This is a genomic window from Arthrobacter sp. UNCCL28, assembly GCF_900102805.1.
GTDB lineage: Bacteria > Actinomycetota > Actinomycetes > Actinomycetales > Micrococcaceae > Arthrobacter > Arthrobacter nicotinovorans_A.
Genome location: NZ_FMWE01000005.1, coordinates 35120 through 54567, shown reverse-complemented (window position 1 = coordinate 54567; position 19448 = coordinate 35120). Strand labels below are relative to the sequence as shown.

Below are 19448 nucleotides of genomic sequence, written 5' to 3'. Positions count from 1 at the left end.
AACCCCCTTGAAAGGTGCGGACATGGACGATTCAGTTGACGTCGCGATCATAGGTTCGGGCATCAATTCCCTGGTTGCGGCAGCGGAGCTGGCGCTTGCCGGTAAGCGTGTGTGCATCATCGAACGCTCGGACCGGCTGGGTGGTTTCATTCATTCGGCGGAGCGGACGCTGCCCGGCTTCATCCATGATTCCTTCTCTTCCTGGCACCCTCTGTTCGTGTCCGGCGGCGCCTACGCGGCACTGGGAAAGGAACTGCATGCCAGGGGCTTGGAGTACTGCAACACCACCGAAGCTGTGACAGCCAGCGTTGCCGCGGATCCGGTGACCGGGGAGCATCGTGTGGTGATTGCGCAGCGGGATCCGGGTGAGACGGCTGCCGCGTTCACCTCCCCTGGAGACCAGGCTGCCTATGGGGCAATGCTGGACGATCTTGGACGGAATGCCGGCACGGTGTTCGGGGCGTTCGGGGCGGAACTGAGATCCTTCGGGGAAGTCGCGAAGATTGCCTTTGGTGCTGTACGCCGGGGGCGTTTCACCGGCACGGAGGCTTTCGTCCGGGACTCGGTGATGAGCGGCAGGAACTACACCCGCAGCCGCTTTGACGGGTGGGAAGCGGACCAACTGTGGTCACCCTGGCTCCTGCACGCAGGGCTGGGCCCGGACCAGGCAACCGGCGGTGTCATGTTGCCGGTGATGGCCATGAGCATGCACAGCTTCGGGATGCCGATCGTGCAGGGCGGGGCCTCCAGGTTAGTCGCGGCGTTTGAGTCGTTGCTGCGGGACAACGGCGTCCGGATCATACTGGGCGCTGAGGCGGAGGAGATCCTGGTGGGGACCGGCAGCGGCTCCACGAAAGATGGCTCCGTCACCGGCGTCCGGACGTCGCAAGGAGTTGTTTCCGCCGGCATAGTGCTCGCCAACGTTTCCCCCCAGGCCCTCTACACCCGGCTCCTTCGCCAGCCACCGGCCGGCACCGCCGACGCAGCTGCCCGCTACCAGAATGGCCGTGGCGCCATGCAGATCCACCTGGCTCTGGACAAGCCTGTGGAGTGGCTTGATCCCCGGCTCAACAACGTCCCGCTGGTGCACATCAGCAACGGCTCTGACAGCACGGGAATCGCATGCGCCCAGGCTGAAGCAGGCCTGCTTCCCAGCGAACCCACTGTGGTGGTGGGGCAGCAATACGTGCTGGATCCATCGCGGGCTCCCGAAGGCAAGGCCACGTTGTGGCTGCAGCTCCAGGAAGTCCCGTTCACGCCGGTAGGCGATGCGGCGGGCCAGCTGTCCGTTGCGGAGGGCTGGACTGAGGAGTTGAAACAGAGCTACTTGGAACGGGTCCTGGCACGCCTGGAGAAGTTCGCACCGGGAACCAGGGCGACGGTCCTGGCCTCGGACATCATCGCTCCCACGGACCTGGCGGACGCGAATCCCAACGCCGTGAACGGCGACCCCTACGGAGGTTCCGCTGAGCTCTTCCAGAACCTTCTGTGGCGGCCGTTCCCCGCGGCAGCCGGCCACCGCACCGCCGTCGACGGTCTTTGGCACATCGGCGCATCGACGCATCCCGGGCCTGGACTTTCCGGCGGTTCCGGACACCTGGTGGCGCAAAAACTCACCGCCCCGCCTTCACGGCTTTCCCGCCTTCAAGCAGCACTTAAACCAAGCAAGCGATAGGAGAACAATGTCTGTTCTGGCCGGGCTCACTGCAGCCCTTTCGAGTGGTTCGGTGGAAATCATCGATCTCACCACGCCCCTGAGTTCTGAAACCCCCATCCTGAACCTGCCGCAGCCGTTCGCGAACACGGTGGGTTTGTCGGTCTCGCCGGTCAGTAATTTCGACGACGCCGGCCCGGCCTGGGCGTGGAACGACGTCACCGTGGGCGAACACGCCGGGACGCACCTGGACGCGCCGGTGCACTGGATCACCGGCAAGGATGGCAAGTCAGTGGATCAGATCGAACCGCACCGCCTGATGGGTCCGGTTGCGGTGATCGATAAGACCGTCGAGGTTGCCACGGACCCGGATTTCCTGCTGGAACCGGAACATTTTGAGCAGTGGCAGGAAGAACACGGCGCTTTCCCGGAGAACTGCTGGATCATTTTCCGGACCGGTTGGGCGGCCCGCGGCACGGACCCGGCGGCTTTCGTCAACGCGGACGACGCCGGACCCCACACTCCCGGGGTCTCTGCCGCGGGCGCCAAGTGGCTCGCCGGGAACGCCTCGATCAGCGGTTTCGGTGTGGAAACGGTGGGGATCGACGCCGGCCAGGCCGGTTCGTTGGATCCGATGTTCCCCGTGCATTCGTTCCTCCTGGGAGCGGACAAGTACGGCGTGACCTCGCTGCGGAACGTGGACCGGCTCCCCGTCACCGGCGCCACCCTGGTGGTAGCGCCGCTGCCGATCGTGGGCGGCACGGGAAGCCCCAGCCGCGTGTACGCGCTGGTTGAAAAAGCATGAGCGGGCAAATACGGGTTTCCACGCTGGTGGGCAGGACGCTGGCGAAGCTCGGCGTCGGGCATGTTTTCGGGGTGGTTGGCAGCGGCAACTTCGATGTCACCAGCACCCTCATGGCCGAAGGCATCCCTTTCACCGCGGCCCGGCACGAGGGCGGCGCGGCGACCATGGCGGATGCTTACTCCCGGATGTCCGGCAAAGTGGGTGTGGTGACCACCCATCAGGGCTGCGGGCTGAGCAACGCGATCACCGGGATCGGGGAAGCCGCGAAAAGCCGCACCCCCATGATCGTCCTGACCGCCGATACCCAGGCCGCAGCCACCAGGTCCAACTTCAAGATCGACCAGGACGCGCTGGCCCGGAGCGTCGGCGCCGTGGCCGAGCGCATCCACTCCCCCGAAAGCGCCGTTGCGGACACTGTCAGGGCTTTCCGGACGGCGGTGAACGAGCGCCGCACGGTAGTCCTGAGCCTGCCACTGGATATCCAAGGTGCCAGTTCGGCGGACGAGGTGGGTGCCGTCGTCGTGCCTGAACCCTTGAAGGTCCGCCCGGATACTGCAGGAGTGCAGCAACTGGTGGAGTTGATCGCCGCCGCGGAACGGCCCGTGTTCGTCGCCGGACGTGGCGGCAGGGGCGCAAGGGAAGAGATCCTCGAGCTGGCCCGGCACGCCGGTGCGCTGGTGGCAACCTCGGCAGTGGCCAGTGGGCTGTTCAATGGCGACTCCCACAACCTCGGCATCTCCGGCGGATTCTCCTCACCCACCACCGCGGAGCTCATCAGCAGCGCGGACCTGATTGTGGGCTGGGGATGCGCGCTGAACATGTGGACCATGCGGCACGGGAGACTGATCTCCGCCGCCACCAAAGTGGTGCAGATCGACGTCGAAGATTCCGCGCTCGGCGCCAACCGGCCCATCACCCTCGGGCTGCTGGGTGACTCGGCCCTGACCGCTGTGGATGCGTTGGAGGCCCTGCGTTCCGTGCAGTCCGAGCCGGTTGAAAAGTACCGCACTGAAGCCAACGCCCTGGCCATCAAACGGGGCTCCAGGTGGCGGGACGTGGACACCGAAGACCTGTCCACGGAAACAGCCATCGATCCCCGCGTCCTCACCCGCGAACTCGACACCCTGCTCCCCACAGAGCGGATCGTGGCCGTGGATTCGGGCAACTTCATGGGCTACCCCAGCCAATACCTCGCCGTGCCCGACGAGTTCGGGTTCTGCTTCACGCAAGCGTTCCAGGCAATTGGCTTGGGCCTGTACACGGCCATCGGCGCGGCCCTGGCCCAACCACACCGACTGCCCGTGCTGGGCGCCGGCGACGGCGGCTTCCTCATGGGCATCAGCGAACTCGAAACCGCGGCCCGCCTGAAACTGCCCCTGGTCTGCATCGTGTACAACGACGCAGCTTACGGCGCCGAGGTGCATCACTTCGCTTCGGAACACTCCGAGGCAGAGCTCGCCAGCGTGGTGTTCCCGGAGACGGACATTGCTGCAATCGCGCGCGGATTCGGGGCCGAAGGCGTGACCGTCCGGACTGTAGCAGACCTGGACGCCATCCGACCCTGGATCGCGGCCTACGAAGCCGGGACACAGGACCGGCCGCTGGTGATCGATGCGAAGATTGCCTCCGACGGCGGATCGTGGTGGCTGGCGGAGGCGTTCCAGGGCCACTAGTTAGGCGGGGCGGTGCTGGCGCGAACTACCAGCTCCGTGGCCACTTCAAGGGCTGCTGAGGAACCAAGGTCCGGCTGCTCGATCTGGTCCGCCAGAATGCCCACGGCCATCGACGCCAATTGGGCCAGGGGCTGCCGGACCGTGGTCAGGGGTGGTGAGGTCAGCGCAGCTTGGGCGATGTCGTCAAAGCCCACAACACTGAGGTCGGCCGGAATGCGCAAGGACCGCTGTGCTGCAGCGTTCATGACGCCCAGCGCCTGCAGGTCGCTTCCCGTGAAGATCGCGGTGGGCCGCTCGGGAAGGTCAAGGAGCTCGCCGCCCAGGCGAAGGCCGGACTCGATGCTGAAGTCGCCGTCGCGCACGAACTCCGGCAGTACCGGCAGCCCGGCTTCGTGCAAGGCCGCGGCGTAGGCAGCGTAGCGGGCGCGGCCATGGCCGGGGCTGTGTACCCGGCCCGTAATGATGCCGATGCGCTGATGGCCCAGGCTCAACAGATGGGACACCGCTGCCAGTGCTCCGGAGAACGACGCCGGGCTGACGCTGGGAATCTGCAGCCCCTCCGACCCCTCGGGATCTATGGCGACGGCCGGAATGTTCAGCGCCCGGGCTTGGTCCACCAGCGCCGACCCTTGGCGGGGCGCCAGCAGCATCACCCCGTCAAGGCGGTTGCTGGAGGGCTCCCGGAGTTTCTGCCAGTTCTCCACCGTGGCATTCACGGCCCGCGTGTACGCCACGGTATACCCGAGGCGCGCTGCGGCAGCTTCCACCCCTTCCATGGTTTCCAGGACCCAGGGGGAATCAAAGTTGTTCACCACCAGTTGCAGCAAGCCGGGCTCCGTGACGGTGTTCCGCTTGGTGTAGTCGAGCTCCTCCAACGCCTTCCGGACCCGTGCACGCGTGGCTTCGGAGACGTGGGAGCGGCCGTTCAGCACTTTGGAAACAGTGGGTACGGAGACACCCGCGGCCGCAGCCACATCAGCAATCCTGGGGCGTGGGGTGGCGGTCAACGGGGCGGTCCTTGAACTCATGGGGAAACTGCGGCGGCAATGCGCGGAGCGGTCGACCGGCGGACCGGCGAAGTTTCGACCCGCACGGGTCCAACGATAACACTGCCACTTTCGCGCGAACCCAGCGGTGAAGCCGTGAAAATCCCCAGCTCAGCCCCGATCCAGCGTCCCTCCACCACATCAAAATCCCAGAGCGGAATCTGCCAGGGATCCGTGGGACCCACCCGCCAGGCAAACGATGCCCGGGGGGTCTGGTCCGTGCGGATCTGCAGTTCGATCCGTGGCCCGGGAAGGTCCACGGCCCGCCCGACGGGAAGCTCGTGGGGACCTTCGCTGCCGGTGCCGCTGCCCAGGACGTACCCGTCGCCCGTCCGCACGATCCCCAACCAGGCGTACCGCTGGCCCAGAACCACGACGCCGGCCCTGGTGCCTGCCGGGACATCGTCAAGTTCCAGGGTGGTAGTGAAGGTGGACGGAACGCCGGGGAGGATCTGGCCCAGGACGTTGGGGAGCTCCCTGAGGTTGATGGGATCGTTGGCCTGCGGACGCAGAACCAGGTGCCCTCCTCCACAGGTGGAAAGCCACTCCTTGCGGGGGTTGGCCTGCCAGTGCCACTGCGGCCCCAGTCCGGGAGAGGTGAAATTGTCGCTGGCTGGAGGTGCCACGGCTTCGGGCGAAGTACCCGCCGGATAGGGGTGGGTCAAAACCGGGGTTCCCGGTCCGCCGTCGTCCGCTGTTTTGCCCATCCATGGCCAGCCGTCCGCGTCCCAACCCATGGGTTGGAGATGGACAACCCGGCCGTAAGCTCCGCGGTCCTGGAAGTGCAGGAACCAATCCTGGCCCTCGGGAGTGGTGACCCAGGCGCCCTGGTGGGGGCCGTTCACCGGCGAGTCGCCCTGCTCCAGCACCCGGCGTTCCTGATAAGGCCCGAACGGCGAACGGGAACGGAACACCGACTGCCACCCGGTGGAGACTCCGCCGGCGGGCGCGAAGATCCAGTACCAGTCATCGCGCTTGTAGAACTTGGGGCCCTCCAGCGTGGTGAATCCGGGCAGGTCTTCGCCGTTGATGACGTGCGTCCCGTGGTCCAGCAATCGTGTGGCGTCGGGGCTCATCCGGTGGACTGTCAGCCGGTTCTTCACCCCGATGCGGCTTTTCGCCCAGCCGTGAACGAGGTATGCCTGCCCGTCGTCGTCCCACAGCGGGCAGGGATCTATCAGGCCACGGCCTGCGTACAGAAGGTGCGGCGCGCTCCACGGCCCTTCAGCTTTGTCCGCACTCAGGACGAAGATTCCGTGGTCCGGGTCCGGGTAGAAGATCCAGAACTTCCCGTCGTGATAGCGGAGTGCGGGAGCCCATACGCCGCTTCCGTGGCGCACCAGGGAGTAGTGGCTTGTTTGTGGAAGTTCCGCGAGGGCATGCCCGATGTGTTCCCAATCCACCAGGTTGGTGGAGCGCAGTACGGGCAGGCCAGGGACCCGGTTGAAGCTGGAGGCAATCAGGTAATAGGTGCCCCCCACCTGGACGGCGTCCGGGTCCGGCCAGTCGGCATTGAGGATGGGGTTGCCGTATTCGGGCGTGCGGTGTCGATTTCCCATGGTGGTCATGGTGTCCTGTCGGGTGAGTTGCTGAAGTGAAAGTGCTGCTGAAGGAGTTCCTGGGCGTGACTGCTGGTGGACACTGCGCCGTCATGGATCACTGCGTGGAGGCTGAGGATCAGTGGATTGTCCCGGTCCGCCGACGCTGCCCTGTCCCACGCGACGGCAGGGCCCGCGCCGATGTATCCCCCGGTCCTCACGAACCATGGACGCAGCTGGCTGGAGTCCTGGGCGAGGATCACGCTGGCATCCTGGCCTTGGTGCCGGAGTCCCACAACGAGCCATGGTGACAGGGAACCGTGCGCTGCCCCGGCGCCTGCCCCTGAGGAACAGAGCACATGCGCCGGTGCGTCGCCGGCGGGAAACCGCCAAAAGATGCCGCCGTAACCGGCTCCCGCACGTCCCTTAACGGCCGACGACGACACGGACAGTTGCTCCACGGAACCGGCGGGGCGGATCACCGAGGTAAAGGAAAGACTCCACGTGTTAGGGACCGGGTGCTCCTGGTAAAGGTAGCTCCGCTGTTCGTTGGCCACCGCCTCATTGCTGTGGCTGATCCAGGTGATGGTTCCTTCTGCGCTGCCGGCTTCCGTGTGGCCTGCTCTGTGCTCCCAGCCAGACGGGATCTGACGCCCGTGGTTGGGGAGGATCTCCGGGCCGTTCTGCGTGTACGTTGACCCTCCCCAGAAATTGCTTCCGTTCAGGTCGGAGAACGCCAGGGACAAGCCCAAGTGGTGTGGGTGGTCTTCCGGTGCGGCCTCGGTAAGGCCCACTCCGGTCATCGTCCGGATGGGGTGAAGGTAGGGCCTCGGAGCAACGATCCCCGGCCGGTCCTGCCCGGCGTTCTCCTGCATCACGCACGCTCCGTTGAGGTGGAAGCTCTCCATTCGGCCCCCTTCGGGATGTGTTGGATTGTGCAGCTTGGCCAGTTGTGGACATCAGCATAAACACGACAGAAAGAATTCGGCAACATGTCAAGAAAGTTTCTTCAATAAATTTCTCCCAGGCTCTCTCAATGTGTTGACAGTCACAGCAATTCCTTGCTAGAAATCGTTTACTCACTACTTTTCACCTCCCGAAACTCACTGCTCGCGCCAGTTGCTTGGCTCACTATCAATTTTCAGTGCAGAAAGTTTCTGCACTCGAGCGGCTGGAAAGCCATCATTCACCTCGGCTCATGAACATCAGAAAGGCGTCATTCAATGAAGAAGACAGCAAGCACTCCCATCCCCCGCAGGATGGTCCTGGGGGCTGCAGTGGTCGCGGCCGGCTTGGCCCTCGCCGGTTGCGGAGGAGGTGGTGGCGCACAGGCCGGCAGCGGTGGAAACGTCGAGTTGAACTTCGTGTTCTGGGGCGATGCGAACCGTGCCAAGATGACGGAAGCGGCCCTGCGGATCTTTGAGAAGAAGAACCCCGGCATCACCGTCAAGACCGAATACCAGGACAGCGGCCCCTACGCCGACAAGCTCGCCACCCGGTTCGCCGGCGGCAACCCGCCCGATGTCCTGGCCATGGCCAACCGAAGCCTCCTGGAATACGCCCAACGCGGCACCTTGGCCGATCTCAAGTCGTTCCCCGAGCTGAACCTGGACAAGGTTCCCGAAACCACGCTGAGCCGCGGCGAGGTGGACGGCAAGCTCTACGGCCTGGCCACCGGCGTCACCACCATCGGCATGGTGGTCAACAAAACCATCACGGACCAGGCAGGGGTGACCATCCCGGATGACAAGACCTGGAGCTGGGAGGACTACGCCAAGTTCGCCACCGAAGTCACCGAAAAGACCGGCGGAAAAGTCTATGGAGCCGGTTACGACGTCGCCACCGAAACGGGACCCATCATCCTGGCCCGCCAACGCGGCGAAGACTTCTACACCAAGGACAACAAGCTGGGTGTCAGCGCGAAAACCATTGAGGACTGGTTCCAGTACAGCGTGGACCTCCGCAAAGCCGGCGGCTACCCACCGGCCGGGTTCTTCGAACAAATAGGCGGTTCCCCCGCCCAGTCCTACCTGGCCAAGGGAACTGTGGCTTCCCAGATCATCCCCATCAACAACTTCCGGGGCTACAACGAGGCTGTTGAAGGTGAAGTGGTCCTGCTGCGTATTCCGGGCGAAACCACCGGCGAGCGCCGGGGCTACTCCGCGGACCCCACCATGTTGTGGTCCATCGCTGCCAAGTCCAAGCACCCCAAGGAAGCAGCCAAGTTGGTGGACTTCCTGACCAATGATGCCGAGGGCGCTGCCGAGGTCCTTACCCAGCGCGGCGTCCCCATCAACCCGGAGGTGGCCGAGGCCATCACCCCCAAGTTGAGTGCCGATGACAAGACGTTCGTGGACATGATGGCCGCCATCCAGGAAGACGAACTTCCTGCTGCCTACGTGTATCCGAAGGGCGCCAGCGTTGTGGCCGACACCCTCAAGCAGTTGACCACTGAAGTGGAGTTCGGCCGCGTAAGTCCCGCCGATGCCGCGAAGACCTTCATGGAGAAGAGCAATGCAGCCATCAACAAGTAGCTCCCGATCCACTCCCGAGGGGACGGTGGCACCATGTCGGTTCTGACCAAACAGCCGGCCGGCTCTTCCGCCCCGGCTTTGACAGGAAACGGCAAGCCCCGCATCCGGCCTTCCCGGCGGAAAAAGCAGCGGTCCGGGTATCTGTTCCTGCTCCCCTGGTTCATGGGGATGCTGTTCACTGTCATTCCGTTCTTCGCCTCGCTGTATCTGGCCTTCACGGACTACAACCTCTTCACGGAGCCGAACTTTGTGGGGCTCGCCAACTTCCAGGCGATGTTCGAGGACCCCCGGCTCCTTCAGTCGCTGAAGGTCACCTTCATTTACACGTTCGTGTCCGTGCCGATCTCCCTGGCCGTTGCGTTGCTGGTGGCTTTGGTGCTGAACCGGGGACTCCAAGGCCTGTCCATCTACCGCTCGGTGTACTACCTTCCTTCCCTGCTGGGCGGGAGCGTGGCGATCGTGATGCTGTGGCGCTACATCTTCGGCAATGACGGGATCGTCAACGGGTTCCTCGGATTGTTCGGGATCCAGGGTCCGGCATGGGTCACTGACCCCCAGTTCTCACTGAGCACCCTGATTGTGCTGAACGTGTGGACCTTCGGCTCTCCCATGGTGATTTTCCTCGCGGGCCTGCGGCAGGTGCCGGGCATGTACTACGAGGCGGCATCCATTGACGGTGCCTCCAAGTGGCGGCAGTTCCGGAGCATTACCCTGCCGCTGATCAGCCCCATCATCTTCTTCAACCTCATCATGCAGCTCATCGGCTCGTTCCAGACGTTCACCCAGGGCTACGTGATGAGTGGCGGTACGGGTGGTCCGGCTGATTCAACGCTGTTCTACAACCTGTACCTGTACCAGAAGGGCTTCACCGAGTTCGAGATGGGGTATGCCTCGGCCATGGCCTGGCTGCTGTTGATGATCATCGCGATTTTCACCGCCATCAATTTCATCGCATCCAAGTTCTGGGTCTTCTACGACAATTAAGGCAACCTCATGGCACTCCTTGATCTACCCCTCAAGCGCAAGCTGGCCAAGCAGGAACAGCCCGAAGATGCCCTGACAGGCACGCCGGCTTCCCGCTTTTCGCGGCACTTGATCCTCTGCCTGGTGGGGCTGGTAATGCTCTATCCCCTGCTGTGGCTGATCTCCAGTTCGCTGAAGCCCAGCAACGATATCTTCCGGCAGCTGGGACTGTGGCCGGAAAACTGGGACTTCTCCAACTACGCCCAAGGTTGGACCGCCCTGGACCAGCCCTTCCACGTGTACCTGATCAACTCGATGGTGATCGTGGTCTTCTCCATCATCGGCAATATCTTCTCCTGCGCGCTGGCAGCCTACGCCTTCGCCCGGATGGAGTTCACCGGCAGGAAACTGTTCTTTGCCCTCATGCTGGGAACCCTGATGTTGCCGGGCCACGTTCTGTTGGTTCCGCAGTACATCATTTTCTCCCAACTGGGATGGCTGGACACCTACCTCCCGCTGATCGTCCCCAACTTCATGGCCACCAATGCCTTCTTCATCTTCCTGATGGTGCAGTTCATGAAGTCGCTGCCCAAGGAACTGGACGACGCCGCGCAGATTGACGGCTGTGGCCCCTTCCGGACCTTCATCCGGGTGATCCTTCCGCTGTGTGTTCCGGCCATGGCCACCACGGCGATCTTTACGTTCATCTCCACCTGGAACGAGTTCTTCGGGCCGCTGCTCTACATCCAGAACCAGGACCTGTACACGGTCCCCCTGGCCCTGCGCGCCTTTATGGATTCCGAAGGCCAGAGCATGTGGGGTCCCATGTTTGCGATGTCCGTGGTGTCCATTGCACCGATTATCGGTTTCTTCATCGCCGGGCAGAAGTACTTGATCAACGGCATTGCCACCACGGGGCTTAAGTAGGCCCTCCATCACGGAGCCAGCCCCACTGGCAAAGAGCACCACTCACAGGACCACCACCCATAAGTCCACCACTGACAAGACCATTACCGGCAAGACCACTACGGACAGACCATCACTGACAAGACAAAGGAGTTTTGCATGCGCCTGCGACGCCTGCTCGGCGCGGTGACCGCCGTCGTCATTCTTGGAAGCCTTACCGCTGCGCCCGCCAGGGCAGAGTCCCAACCCGGCGGAACCGACGCGTCGGCCGACGCCGCCGCATTATGGAAGCAGCGGCCGGACGGATTCGCGTCCTTGCCCGGCAATGGACTGGAGGGGACCACCGGTGGCCAGGCCGGGCGGCACGTCAGCGCTTCTTCACTGGAAGAGCTGAAAACCTATGCCGCGGCTGAGGAGCCCCTGGTCATCTTCGTCAAGGGCAGCATCACCGCTGCGGACTACGTCAAGATTCCGGTCTCCTCCAACAAGAGTTTCATTGGCACCGGCGCCGGCGTGGAACTGGTAAATGCCGGATTCAAACTCATCAATGTCTCCAATGTGATCTTCCGGAACTTCACAGTCCGTGACTCCTACATTCCAGGTGACTGGGATGGAAAGCGCCCGGACAACGACCGCGACGGGATCCAGCTCGATACCTCGCACCACGTCTGGGTGGACCACATGAAGTTTGAGCGCATGGGTGACGGCATGATCGACACCCGCAAGGACTCCGACTACCTCACGTACTCGTGGAACATTTTCGCGGACAACAACAAGGCACTCGGGGTGGGCTGGACCAGCAATGCCGTCACCAAAATGACCATCCACCACAACTGGATCCGCAACACCGTCCAACGGAACTTCAGCCTGGACAACACCGCGGCAGCCCACGTTTACAACAACTACCTGCAGGACATCGGGCAGTACGGAATGATGGGCCGCAACGCCGCCAAGGTGGTCCTGGAAGGCAACTACTTCACCGCTGTTGGTGATCCCGTCGTGGCCAAGGACCCGGCAACGGAGATCGTCAACCGGGACAACGTCTTCGATGCCACCCGCGGCCGCAAGGACAACATCGGCACCGCCTTCGACCCCATGCAGTCCTACGCCTACGCCAAGGACGAGGCCACCAACGTGCCACGCCTGGTCACCTCCAGCGCCGGACCACGCGAGAACAAGGCGCCAAGCACGACGACGGAAGTCACCGTCGCGCTGGACGGCACCGGCGACTTCGGCAGCGTCCAAGCCGCCATCGGCTCGATTCCCGTGGGCAATACCGAACCCCGAACCATCACCATCAAGCCGGGTTTCTACAGGGAAGCGGTCAACATTTGGGCTGACCGGCCCAACGTGACGCTGCAAGGATCAACAGGTAACCCGTCCGACGTCGTGATCTCCTACGACACCCCCGCCAACGGTGCCAAGTTCTTCGGCGGCACGTGGGGCGCAGCGGGCAGCGCTACGCTCAACGTCCTGGCGCAGGACACTACCGTCCGCAACCTCACCGTGGAGAACGCCTACGACGAAGCCGTCAACGGCGGGAGCCAGGCCCTCGCCGTCAGGACCGTGGCGGACCGCGTACTCTTCGAAAACACCAGGTTCCTGGGAAACCAGGACACCTACCTCGCCGACACTGCCGGTAGAGACGCGACCGCGCGGACCTACCTGAAGGACTGCTACATCGAAGGCGACGTGGACTTCCTCTACGGCCGGGGCACCGCTGTCTTTGACGCTTGCACCATCCACTCCCTGGACCGCGGAAGCGACACCAACAACGGCTACATCGTGGCTCCGAGCACCAAGAACTCCAACCCGTACGGCTTCTTGATCGTCAACAGCACCCTCACCTCCGATGCCGCTCCCGGGACCGTCAGCCTGGGCCGGCCCTGGTTTGCCAGCAGCGATCCCGAAGCCCACCCCATGGCCGTCATCCGGGACTCACAACTGGGCAGCCACGTCGCCGAGCAGGGCTGGTCCGACATGAGCGGGCATGCGTGGACCGAGGGCCGGTTTGCCGAGTACAACAACACGGGGCCAGGGGCTTACGTCAACGGGTTCCATCCGCAGCTCACGCCCACAGACGCCCCCAAGTTCACCAAGGAGACGTTCCTGGGTGACTGGACTCCGGCGGCAGGTGCTTGAGATGACGAACGCACACAACCCGGCCATCCGACGTCGAACGCTTCTTTCCGCCGGGCTTGCCGCCGGTACCTTGGCCTCCACGGGCCCGCTGGGAGCGGCTACGCGGGCTGCGGCGGCTGAAGACGTGATGCCGGGCTTCGGTTCCAACGGGTTCAGGGAAGCGGGACTGCCTGTCGAGCGCGGGCCCATCAACCACGGGCCCATCAACCACGGGCAAGGCGGCGCCTGGACCGTGGCACCCACCGGGTTCGCCGGCATCGCTGCGCATGGCAGGGACGGCACCACTGGCGGGGCCGGAGGCAGGGTGGTCCACGCAGGCACGCCGGATCAGCTCCGCGGGTTCGCCAAGAGCACCGAAGCACTGGTGGTGATCCTGCACGGAGAGCTGGTCTTCCCGCAGTACGAAAAACTGACGGTGACATCCAACAAATCCTTCCTCGGTGCAGGCGAAGGAGCGGCGGTGGTCAATGCCGGGTTCAAGCTGGTGAACGTGGCCAACGTGGTGTTCCGCAACTTCACTGTCCGGGATTCCTACATTCCCGGAGATTTTGTGGGAAAGCGTCCCGACAATGACCGGGACGGGATCCAGATGGACACCAGCACGCACGTCTGGGTGGACCATATGCACTTCACCCGCTTGGGCGACGGCCTGGTGGACATCCGCAAGGACTGCGACAACGTCACGCTGTCCTGGAACGTCTTCTCGGACCACAACAAGGCCCTGGGCGAGGGGTGGACCCAGAACGTTGTCACCCGGCTGACACTGCATCACAACTGGATCCGGAACACCCACCAGCGCAACGCCAGCCTGGACAACACTGCGGCCTCCCACGTCTTCAACAACTATCTGGAGGACATCTCCAGTTATGGGATGTTGGGGCGGAACGCTGCCCTGTTGGTGGTGGAGGGAAACTATTTCCGGGACGTCCGGAACCCCCTGCACCACCAAGGTCCCGGCGGCGAACTGGTGGCCCGCAACAACGTCTTTGACGAGTGCACGGGGAACACCGGAGAGGAACGGGGTACTGCGTTCGCGCCGCCATATTCCTACGAGCTGACGCCTCCGAAGGCTCTCCCCGCGCTGGTGCGTGCTTTCGGCGGGCCTTTGGGCGGGACCACGCCTGCGCTCCGGGAAGTGTTGACCGTGGCGCTGGATGGCACGGGCGATTATGCCAGTATCCGCGCGGCGATCGGCGCCATTCCCGCCAACAACTCCCGCCCTGTCACGGTGCTTCTGCAGCCCGGTACTTATCACGAGCCTGCGGTGATTTGGGGCGACCGCCGCAACATTACCCTGGCCGGAGCAACGGGGAACGCCCCGGATGTGATCCTGACCAACAGCGAAGGTGTCACGCTCCTGGTGGCGGCGGACGATTCCACGCTGCGGGACCTCACCGTCACTTCCGATACCCCGCAGTCGGGCCCAGTGCTGCTGTCCACGGGAAGGGACGTCACCCGCTCCAACGTCACGGTGCTCAATGGCACGGCCGGGTAGATGCCGGGTAGATATGTCAAGGGTGGACATCATTAATAAGTAGCCTTAGCATTTTTACCGTATATCGAAGGCCAGCTGTTGGAGGCGGCAAAAATGCGAGCAATGGTGTACCGCGGCCCTTATAAAGTCAGGGTCGAAGAAAAAGATATCCCCCGGATCGAGCATCCCAATGACGCCATAGTCCGGGTGACGGGAGCCGCGATCTGCGGCTCGGATCTTCACCTGTATCACGGCATGATGCCCGATACGCGGGTGGGGATGACGTTCGGGCATGAATTCGTGGGCGAGGTCCACCAAGTCGGCCCGTCCGTGGAGAACCTGAAGGTGGGCGACCGCGTCATGGTTCCCTTCAATGTGTTCTGCGGGTCGTGCTACTTCTGCGCCCGCGGACTGTATTCCAACTGCCACAACGTCAACCCGAACGCGACGGCGGTGGGCGGCATTTACGGCTACTCCCACACCACCGGCGGTTACGACGGCGGCCAGGCGGAGTTTGTGCGGGTGCCGTTCGCCGACGTCGGGCCCGGCAAGATCCCCGAATGGATGGACCAGGAGGACGCGGTAATGCTCACCGACGCCCTCCCCACCGGCTACTTCGGGGCCCAGTTGGGAGACATTGAACAGGGCGACACGGTGGTGGTTTTTGGCGCCGGACCGGTGGGGCTGTACGCCGCGAAGTCGTCGTGGTTGATGGGCGCGGGGCGCGTAATCGTCATTGACCATCTGGAGTACCGCTTGGAGAAGGCCCGGGAGTTTGCCCACGCCGAAACGTACAACTTCAATGAATACGACGACATTGTGGTGGAAATGAAGAAGGCCACGGACCATCTTGGCGCAGACGTGGTGATTGACGCCGTCGGAGCCGAAGCTGACGGCAACCTCACCCAACACATCACATCGTCCAAGTTCAAGCTGCAAGGCGGTTCGCCCGTTGCCTTGAACTGGGCCATCGATTCGGTCCGCAAAGGCGGAACGGTGTCGGTGGTGGGCGCTTATGGGCCGATGTTCAGCGCCGTGAAGTTCGGCGATGCCATGAACAAGGGGCTGACGCTGCGAATGAACCAATGTCCCGTGAAGCGGCAGTGGCCAAGGCTGTTCGAGCACATTCAGAACGGCTACCTGAAGCCCAGCGACATCATTACGCATCGGATACCGCTGGAACACATCGCCGAGGGGTATCACATCTTCTCGGCCAAGCTGGATGACTGCATCAAGCCGATCGTGACCACTGTCTAGGCGTCCGGATCAGGCATAGCAAGGAGGAACATCATGCCGTACACAGCAGAAAGGCCGATCCCGCGGCCAACGCCTGAAGAACTGCGGGCCAAAATTCCGGGGTGGGGCGTCGATCTGGACCCCAAGGACCGGCCGTCTTTCCCACGCGAGCAGCGCGGGATTCCCACCGGTGCGCACTGGGACTTTCCGGAGCGCCAGGAAGAGAAGTGGCCCCGGGAACGCTCTGTTGAGCACAAATTCCTGACGCCTGTTTTTGGAACATCCACCCCTCCAAAGGGCGTTTCAGGTGCCATCCGGAAGTACGCCTACAAGTACAGCGAAGGACGGGCCGCGCACTGGCTGCTCCTGATCGCGGGTGACCGGGTTGATGCCTGGGAAAGCCACCTGCGGTCCTTTGGCACACTGCACCCGGACAACCCGATCACCGAAACCGGGGTGCTGAGCGAGTTCAAGAACCGCGGCATCGCTTCACGGTGGGGAAGGAAGCGGGCGGATACCAAGCACCAGTGGATGGACCCGATCATCGTCGCCGGGCCATGGCTGCTGGTGGGTACCGGTGTGGTCCTGGCCCTCAAGGGCATCACGAAGGCCACCCGTAAGACCCGCCGCTAAGCCCAGCTACGCCGCCCGGAACCCAACTGAGTAACAGCAGAGGCCGTTGTGAACTTCCACAACGGCCTCTGCCAGGTACTTTGGTTGGCTACGCGTCTACGTCCGTGTTCACGATGTAGACGTCGCACGGAGCACCGTGGGCCACGCTGTTGGCGATGCTGCCCAGGACGCGGCCCAGGCCCCTCATGCGCTTGTTGCCCACCACGATCAGCGAGGCGTTGTTGGTCTCGGCGTAGTTGATGAGGGCGTTGGCCGGTGTTCCGCGGGCCGCGAAGTACTTGATGTTGCCTGCGGGGACGTCCAGCTCCTCGGAAACCTTGCGGGCAACGTATTCCGCTGAGTCGGCCGAGGACACTGTGATGCGGTCGCTGCCGCTGCCGAATTCTTCGATCCGGTCATCGGAGAAGCCGCTGATCACGTGCAGTTCGGCGCCGAGTGCGGTGGCGAGCTTCGCTGCTGCCACGGCTGCCCGTTTGGCCGTCTCGCTGCTGTCAACGCCGACCACAATAACTTCTGACATGAGTACTCCTGGTTGTGGGGATTCACTGGGTGCTGCTGCAAGAAAATCTACACTCGATCACCATCAGCCGGGATAACCCTTTGAACCGGGAGTGTTTACGGCCGGTGTCACTGGGTAGGGATACAACTATCGGAACGATCACACGACCGAAAGGCAGGACCATGAGCAGCGCACCATTTTCTCCTCAGACCGCCATCGTCACAGGATCGGATTCAGGCATCGGAAAGGCCACTGCGGTGGCGTTGGCCAAAGCCGGCATGGACGTTGGCATCACGTGGCACTCGGACCAGCAGGGCGCGGAGGAAACAGCCGAGGAAGTCCGCGGTCTCGGCCGGAAAGCGGTGGTCCATCAACTGGACACCACGGATGTCCGCGGAACAGCTGCCGCCATCGAGAACCTGGCGGAGGAACTTGGCGGGGTGGATGTCTTCGTCAACAACTCCGGCACCGGCGATGGCACCAAGTTCCTTGAGTTGGACTACGACACCTGGATGTCCACCTTGGACACCAACCTCAACGGCGCCTTCGTGGCCATGCAAACAGCAGCCAAGCGGATGGTGAAGGCCGGCCGGGGCGGGCGGATCATCGCCGTCACCAGTGTCCATGAGTTCCAGCCACGCGTTGGGGCCTCGGCCTACGACGCTTCCAAGCACGGCCTGGGTGGCCTCATCAAGACCATGGCCCTGGAACTCGCCGAACACGGGATCACTGCCAACAACGTGGCACCCGGTGAGATCGCCACCCCCATGACAGGCCAGGAAGACGAGGACCCCAAGGGCAAGGAACGTCCCGGCGTGCCTGTTGGCCGTCCCGGTGACGCCCGCGAGATCGCAGCGGTGATCGCCTTCCTGGCGTCCCCGGATTCGAGCTACGTCAACGGCGCATCATGGCCGGTGGACGGCGGAATGCTGCAGATGGGGCCGCAGGCGGGCTCGCACATCACCAGCAATGATTGGCGCGAAAGCTAGGCCGCTGCAGGCTCTGGCCGCGCGGTGATCCGTGGGCTAGTCTGCATAAACGGCCTGCCCGGCGGGCCGGATTTACCTTTCCAGAGATTCGTAAGACGTTGATGAGGAGCACCATGGCTGGCCACACCTATAGCGTTTCCGAAATTGTAGGAACTTCCACGGAGGGCGTTGACGACGCCATCAAGAACGGGATCGCCACAGCGTCCGAAACCTTGCGGAACCTCGACTGGTTTGAGGTCAAGGAAATCCGCGGCCACCTCGAGGACGGCGCAGTTGCCGACTGGCAGGTCACCATCAAGCTCGGTTTCCGCTTGGAGCGCTGACCCACCCCTCCGCCAGATGGCAGTTGATGGCAGTTCCGGGGCTCGGGATTGTCATCAACTGGCATCTCGGTGAGAGGGTTCGGGCACGGCCGATGGGTTGGCGCCGGTGCCGACGTCGCCGATGTTGAGCAGCGTCAAAGCGTCCGACGACGGCGAACCGGCCTTCGCGGAATACACCCTCAGCATCTGGTCGGGGTCGTCCGGGAGACTGAGGGTTTCAAAGTTCAGTTCCAGGTCCCCCACCACGGGGTGGTGCAGCCGAATGGTTCCGGCGGACCTCGACGTGACCCGGTGCCCGGCCCACCACTGACGGAAATGTTCACTGTGGACGGCAAGCTCCCCCACGAGTTGGTTGGTCTGGGGATCATTGGGATGCCGGCCTACGTCCATGCGCAGCGCCCCCACGGCCTCAGCCGCCACGGTCTTCCAGTCCCTGAACAGCAACCCTGCTGCGGGATCAAGGATGATCCAACGCGTGAGGTTCCGCTCCCCTGCGGGCAACGCCGTGAAGTCGGTGAACAACAAATGGGCCAGGCGGTTTCCGGCCAGGACGTCGGCACGGCGCCCCAACACCAAGGCAGGAACATCCCCGACGGCGTCCAGCAGCTGCCGCACCGCGGGCCGCACCTTCTGGACGGGGCCGGGATTTCCAGCCGAGCCGGCGCAGTGCTCCAGCAGGTCCATCATGTGCGCCTGCTCCCCTGCGTCCAGCCGAAGTGCGCGGGCCACGGATTCCAGCACAGCCTTGGAGGGGTGGATGTTGCGGCCTTGCTCAAGGCGCGTGTAGTAGTCCGTGCTCACTCCGGACAGGCGTGCCACTTCCTCGCGGCGGAGGCCGGGCACCCGGCGCGAACCACTGGATTCCAGGGTTCCGGCGTCTTCGGGTGTGAGGCGGGCACGCATGACTTTGAGGAATTTTCCGAACTCGGCGCTTTGACCCATTCGTCCATTCTGCCGTTTGGAACGTGTGAAAGACCACCTTTGTGGGTAGGACTACCAGACCTAGGAAAAACAGGATCAGGTTGGATTGCTG

Annotated in this window: 17 protein-coding genes; 12 read left to right on the top strand and 5 right to left on the bottom strand. The window is 63.4% G+C overall.

Going from position 1 to position 19448, the window contains the following annotated elements:
- Positions 1-22 precede the first annotated feature (22 nt).
- From BLQ01_RS14655 to BLQ01_RS14645, 3 genes are read left to right on the top strand one after another with little or no spacing between them, the layout of a single operon-like run.
- Positions 23-1675 carry a phytoene desaturase family protein gene (locus tag BLQ01_RS14655; protein ID WP_091552553.1) on the top strand — a complete coding sequence of 551 codons (1653 nt, stop codon included), beginning with the start codon at positions 23-25 and terminating at the stop codon, positions 1673-1675.
- A 7-nt stretch (positions 1676-1682) separates the two neighbouring features.
- Positions 1683-2459 (top strand): cyclase family protein, encoded by a 777-nt coding sequence (locus BLQ01_RS14650; protein ID WP_091552552.1) that lies wholly within the window; start codon positions 1683-1685, stop codon positions 2457-2459.
- Positions 2456-4132 (top strand): thiamine pyrophosphate-binding protein, encoded by a 1677-nt coding sequence (locus BLQ01_RS14645; protein ID WP_091552550.1) that lies wholly within the window; start codon positions 2456-2458, stop codon positions 4130-4132. The genes BLQ01_RS14650 and BLQ01_RS14645 overlap by 4 nt, the downstream gene beginning before the upstream one ends.
- On the opposite strand, the gene BLQ01_RS14640 is transcribed toward BLQ01_RS14645, so the two are convergent.
- Genes BLQ01_RS14640 through BLQ01_RS14630 form a run of 3 tightly spaced genes read right to left on the bottom strand, consistent with a single transcriptional unit; the run spans position 4129 to position 7624 of the window.
- The gene (locus BLQ01_RS14640) at positions 4129-5139 is read right to left on the bottom strand and encodes a LacI family DNA-binding transcriptional regulator (protein WP_254779466.1); all 1011 of its coding nucleotides are present in this window, start codon (positions 5137-5139) and stop codon (positions 4129-4131) included. The two genes, BLQ01_RS14645 and BLQ01_RS14640, sit on opposite strands and share 4 nt — an antisense overlap.
- 17 nt (positions 5140-5156) lie before the next feature.
- Positions 5157-6737, bottom strand: coding sequence for a glycoside hydrolase family 43 protein (locus tag BLQ01_RS14635; protein WP_091552759.1), 1581 nt, complete (start codon positions 6735-6737; stop codon positions 5157-5159).
- A 5-nt stretch (positions 6738-6742) separates the two neighbouring features.
- Complete coding sequence (locus BLQ01_RS14630; protein WP_091552547.1) at positions 6743-7624, bottom strand: DUF6807 family protein; 882 nt, start codon at positions 7622-7624, stop codon at positions 6743-6745.
- Between the two features lie 315 nt (positions 7625-7939).
- On the opposite strand from BLQ01_RS14630, the gene BLQ01_RS14625 reads away from it, so the two are divergent.
- From BLQ01_RS14625 to BLQ01_RS14595, 7 genes are all read left to right on the top strand, one after another.
- Positions 7940-9250 carry an ABC transporter substrate-binding protein gene (locus tag BLQ01_RS14625; RefSeq protein ID WP_026541724.1) on the top strand — a complete coding sequence of 437 codons (1311 nt, stop codon included), beginning with the start codon at positions 7940-7942 and terminating at the stop codon, positions 9248-9250.
- A 33-nt stretch (positions 9251-9283) separates the two neighbouring features.
- Positions 9284-10234, top strand: a complete 951-nt coding sequence (locus tag BLQ01_RS14620; protein ID WP_091552545.1) for a carbohydrate ABC transporter permease — start codon at positions 9284-9286, stop codon at positions 10232-10234.
- Between the two features lie 9 nt (positions 10235-10243).
- Positions 10244-11140 carry a carbohydrate ABC transporter permease gene (locus BLQ01_RS14615; protein ID WP_026541722.1) on the top strand — a complete coding sequence of 299 codons (897 nt, stop codon included), beginning with the start codon at positions 10244-10246 and terminating at the stop codon, positions 11138-11140.
- A gap of 138 nt (positions 11141-11278) precedes the next feature.
- Positions 11279-13261 carry a pectinesterase family protein gene (locus tag BLQ01_RS14610; protein WP_091552544.1) on the top strand — a complete coding sequence of 661 codons (1983 nt, stop codon included), beginning with the start codon at positions 11279-11281 and terminating at the stop codon, positions 13259-13261.
- A 1-nt stretch (position 13262) separates the two neighbouring features.
- A complete protein-coding gene (locus BLQ01_RS14605) occupies positions 13263-14756 on the top strand; it encodes a pectate lyase family protein (RefSeq protein ID WP_091552757.1) in 1494 nt (497 codons plus the stop codon).
- A 93-nt stretch (positions 14757-14849) separates the two neighbouring features.
- The gene (locus tag BLQ01_RS14600) at positions 14850-15992 is read left to right on the top strand and encodes a zinc-dependent alcohol dehydrogenase (protein WP_091552542.1); all 1143 of its coding nucleotides are present in this window, start codon (positions 14850-14852) and stop codon (positions 15990-15992) included.
- Between the two features lie 33 nt (positions 15993-16025).
- Positions 16026-16604 (top strand): hypothetical protein, encoded by a 579-nt coding sequence (locus BLQ01_RS14595; RefSeq protein WP_091552541.1) that lies wholly within the window; start codon positions 16026-16028, stop codon positions 16602-16604.
- An 88-nt stretch (positions 16605-16692) separates the two neighbouring features.
- Here the strand turns inward: BLQ01_RS14595 and BLQ01_RS14590 are convergent, their stop codons facing one another.
- Entirely contained in the window at positions 16693-17124 is a 432-nt protein-coding gene (locus BLQ01_RS14590) for a universal stress protein (protein ID WP_026541718.1), read from the bottom strand.
- Positions 17125-17285: 161 nt separating this feature from the next.
- Between BLQ01_RS14590 and BLQ01_RS14585 the strand changes: the two genes are divergently transcribed.
- On the top strand, positions 17286-18092 hold the full coding sequence (locus tag BLQ01_RS14585; RefSeq protein WP_051420962.1) for an SDR family oxidoreductase: 807 nt from the start codon (positions 17286-17288) through the stop codon (positions 18090-18092).
- 113 nt (positions 18093-18205) lie between these two features.
- Positions 18206-18415 (top strand): dodecin, encoded by a 210-nt coding sequence (locus tag BLQ01_RS14580; protein ID WP_026541717.1) that lies wholly within the window; start codon positions 18206-18208, stop codon positions 18413-18415.
- A 54-nt stretch (positions 18416-18469) separates the two neighbouring features.
- Here BLQ01_RS14580 and BLQ01_RS14575 read toward each other — a convergent pair whose 3' ends face one another.
- Positions 18470-19357, bottom strand: coding sequence for a helix-turn-helix transcriptional regulator (locus tag BLQ01_RS14575; RefSeq protein WP_091552539.1), 888 nt, complete (start codon positions 19355-19357; stop codon positions 18470-18472).
- Positions 19358-19448 lie beyond the last annotated feature (91 nt).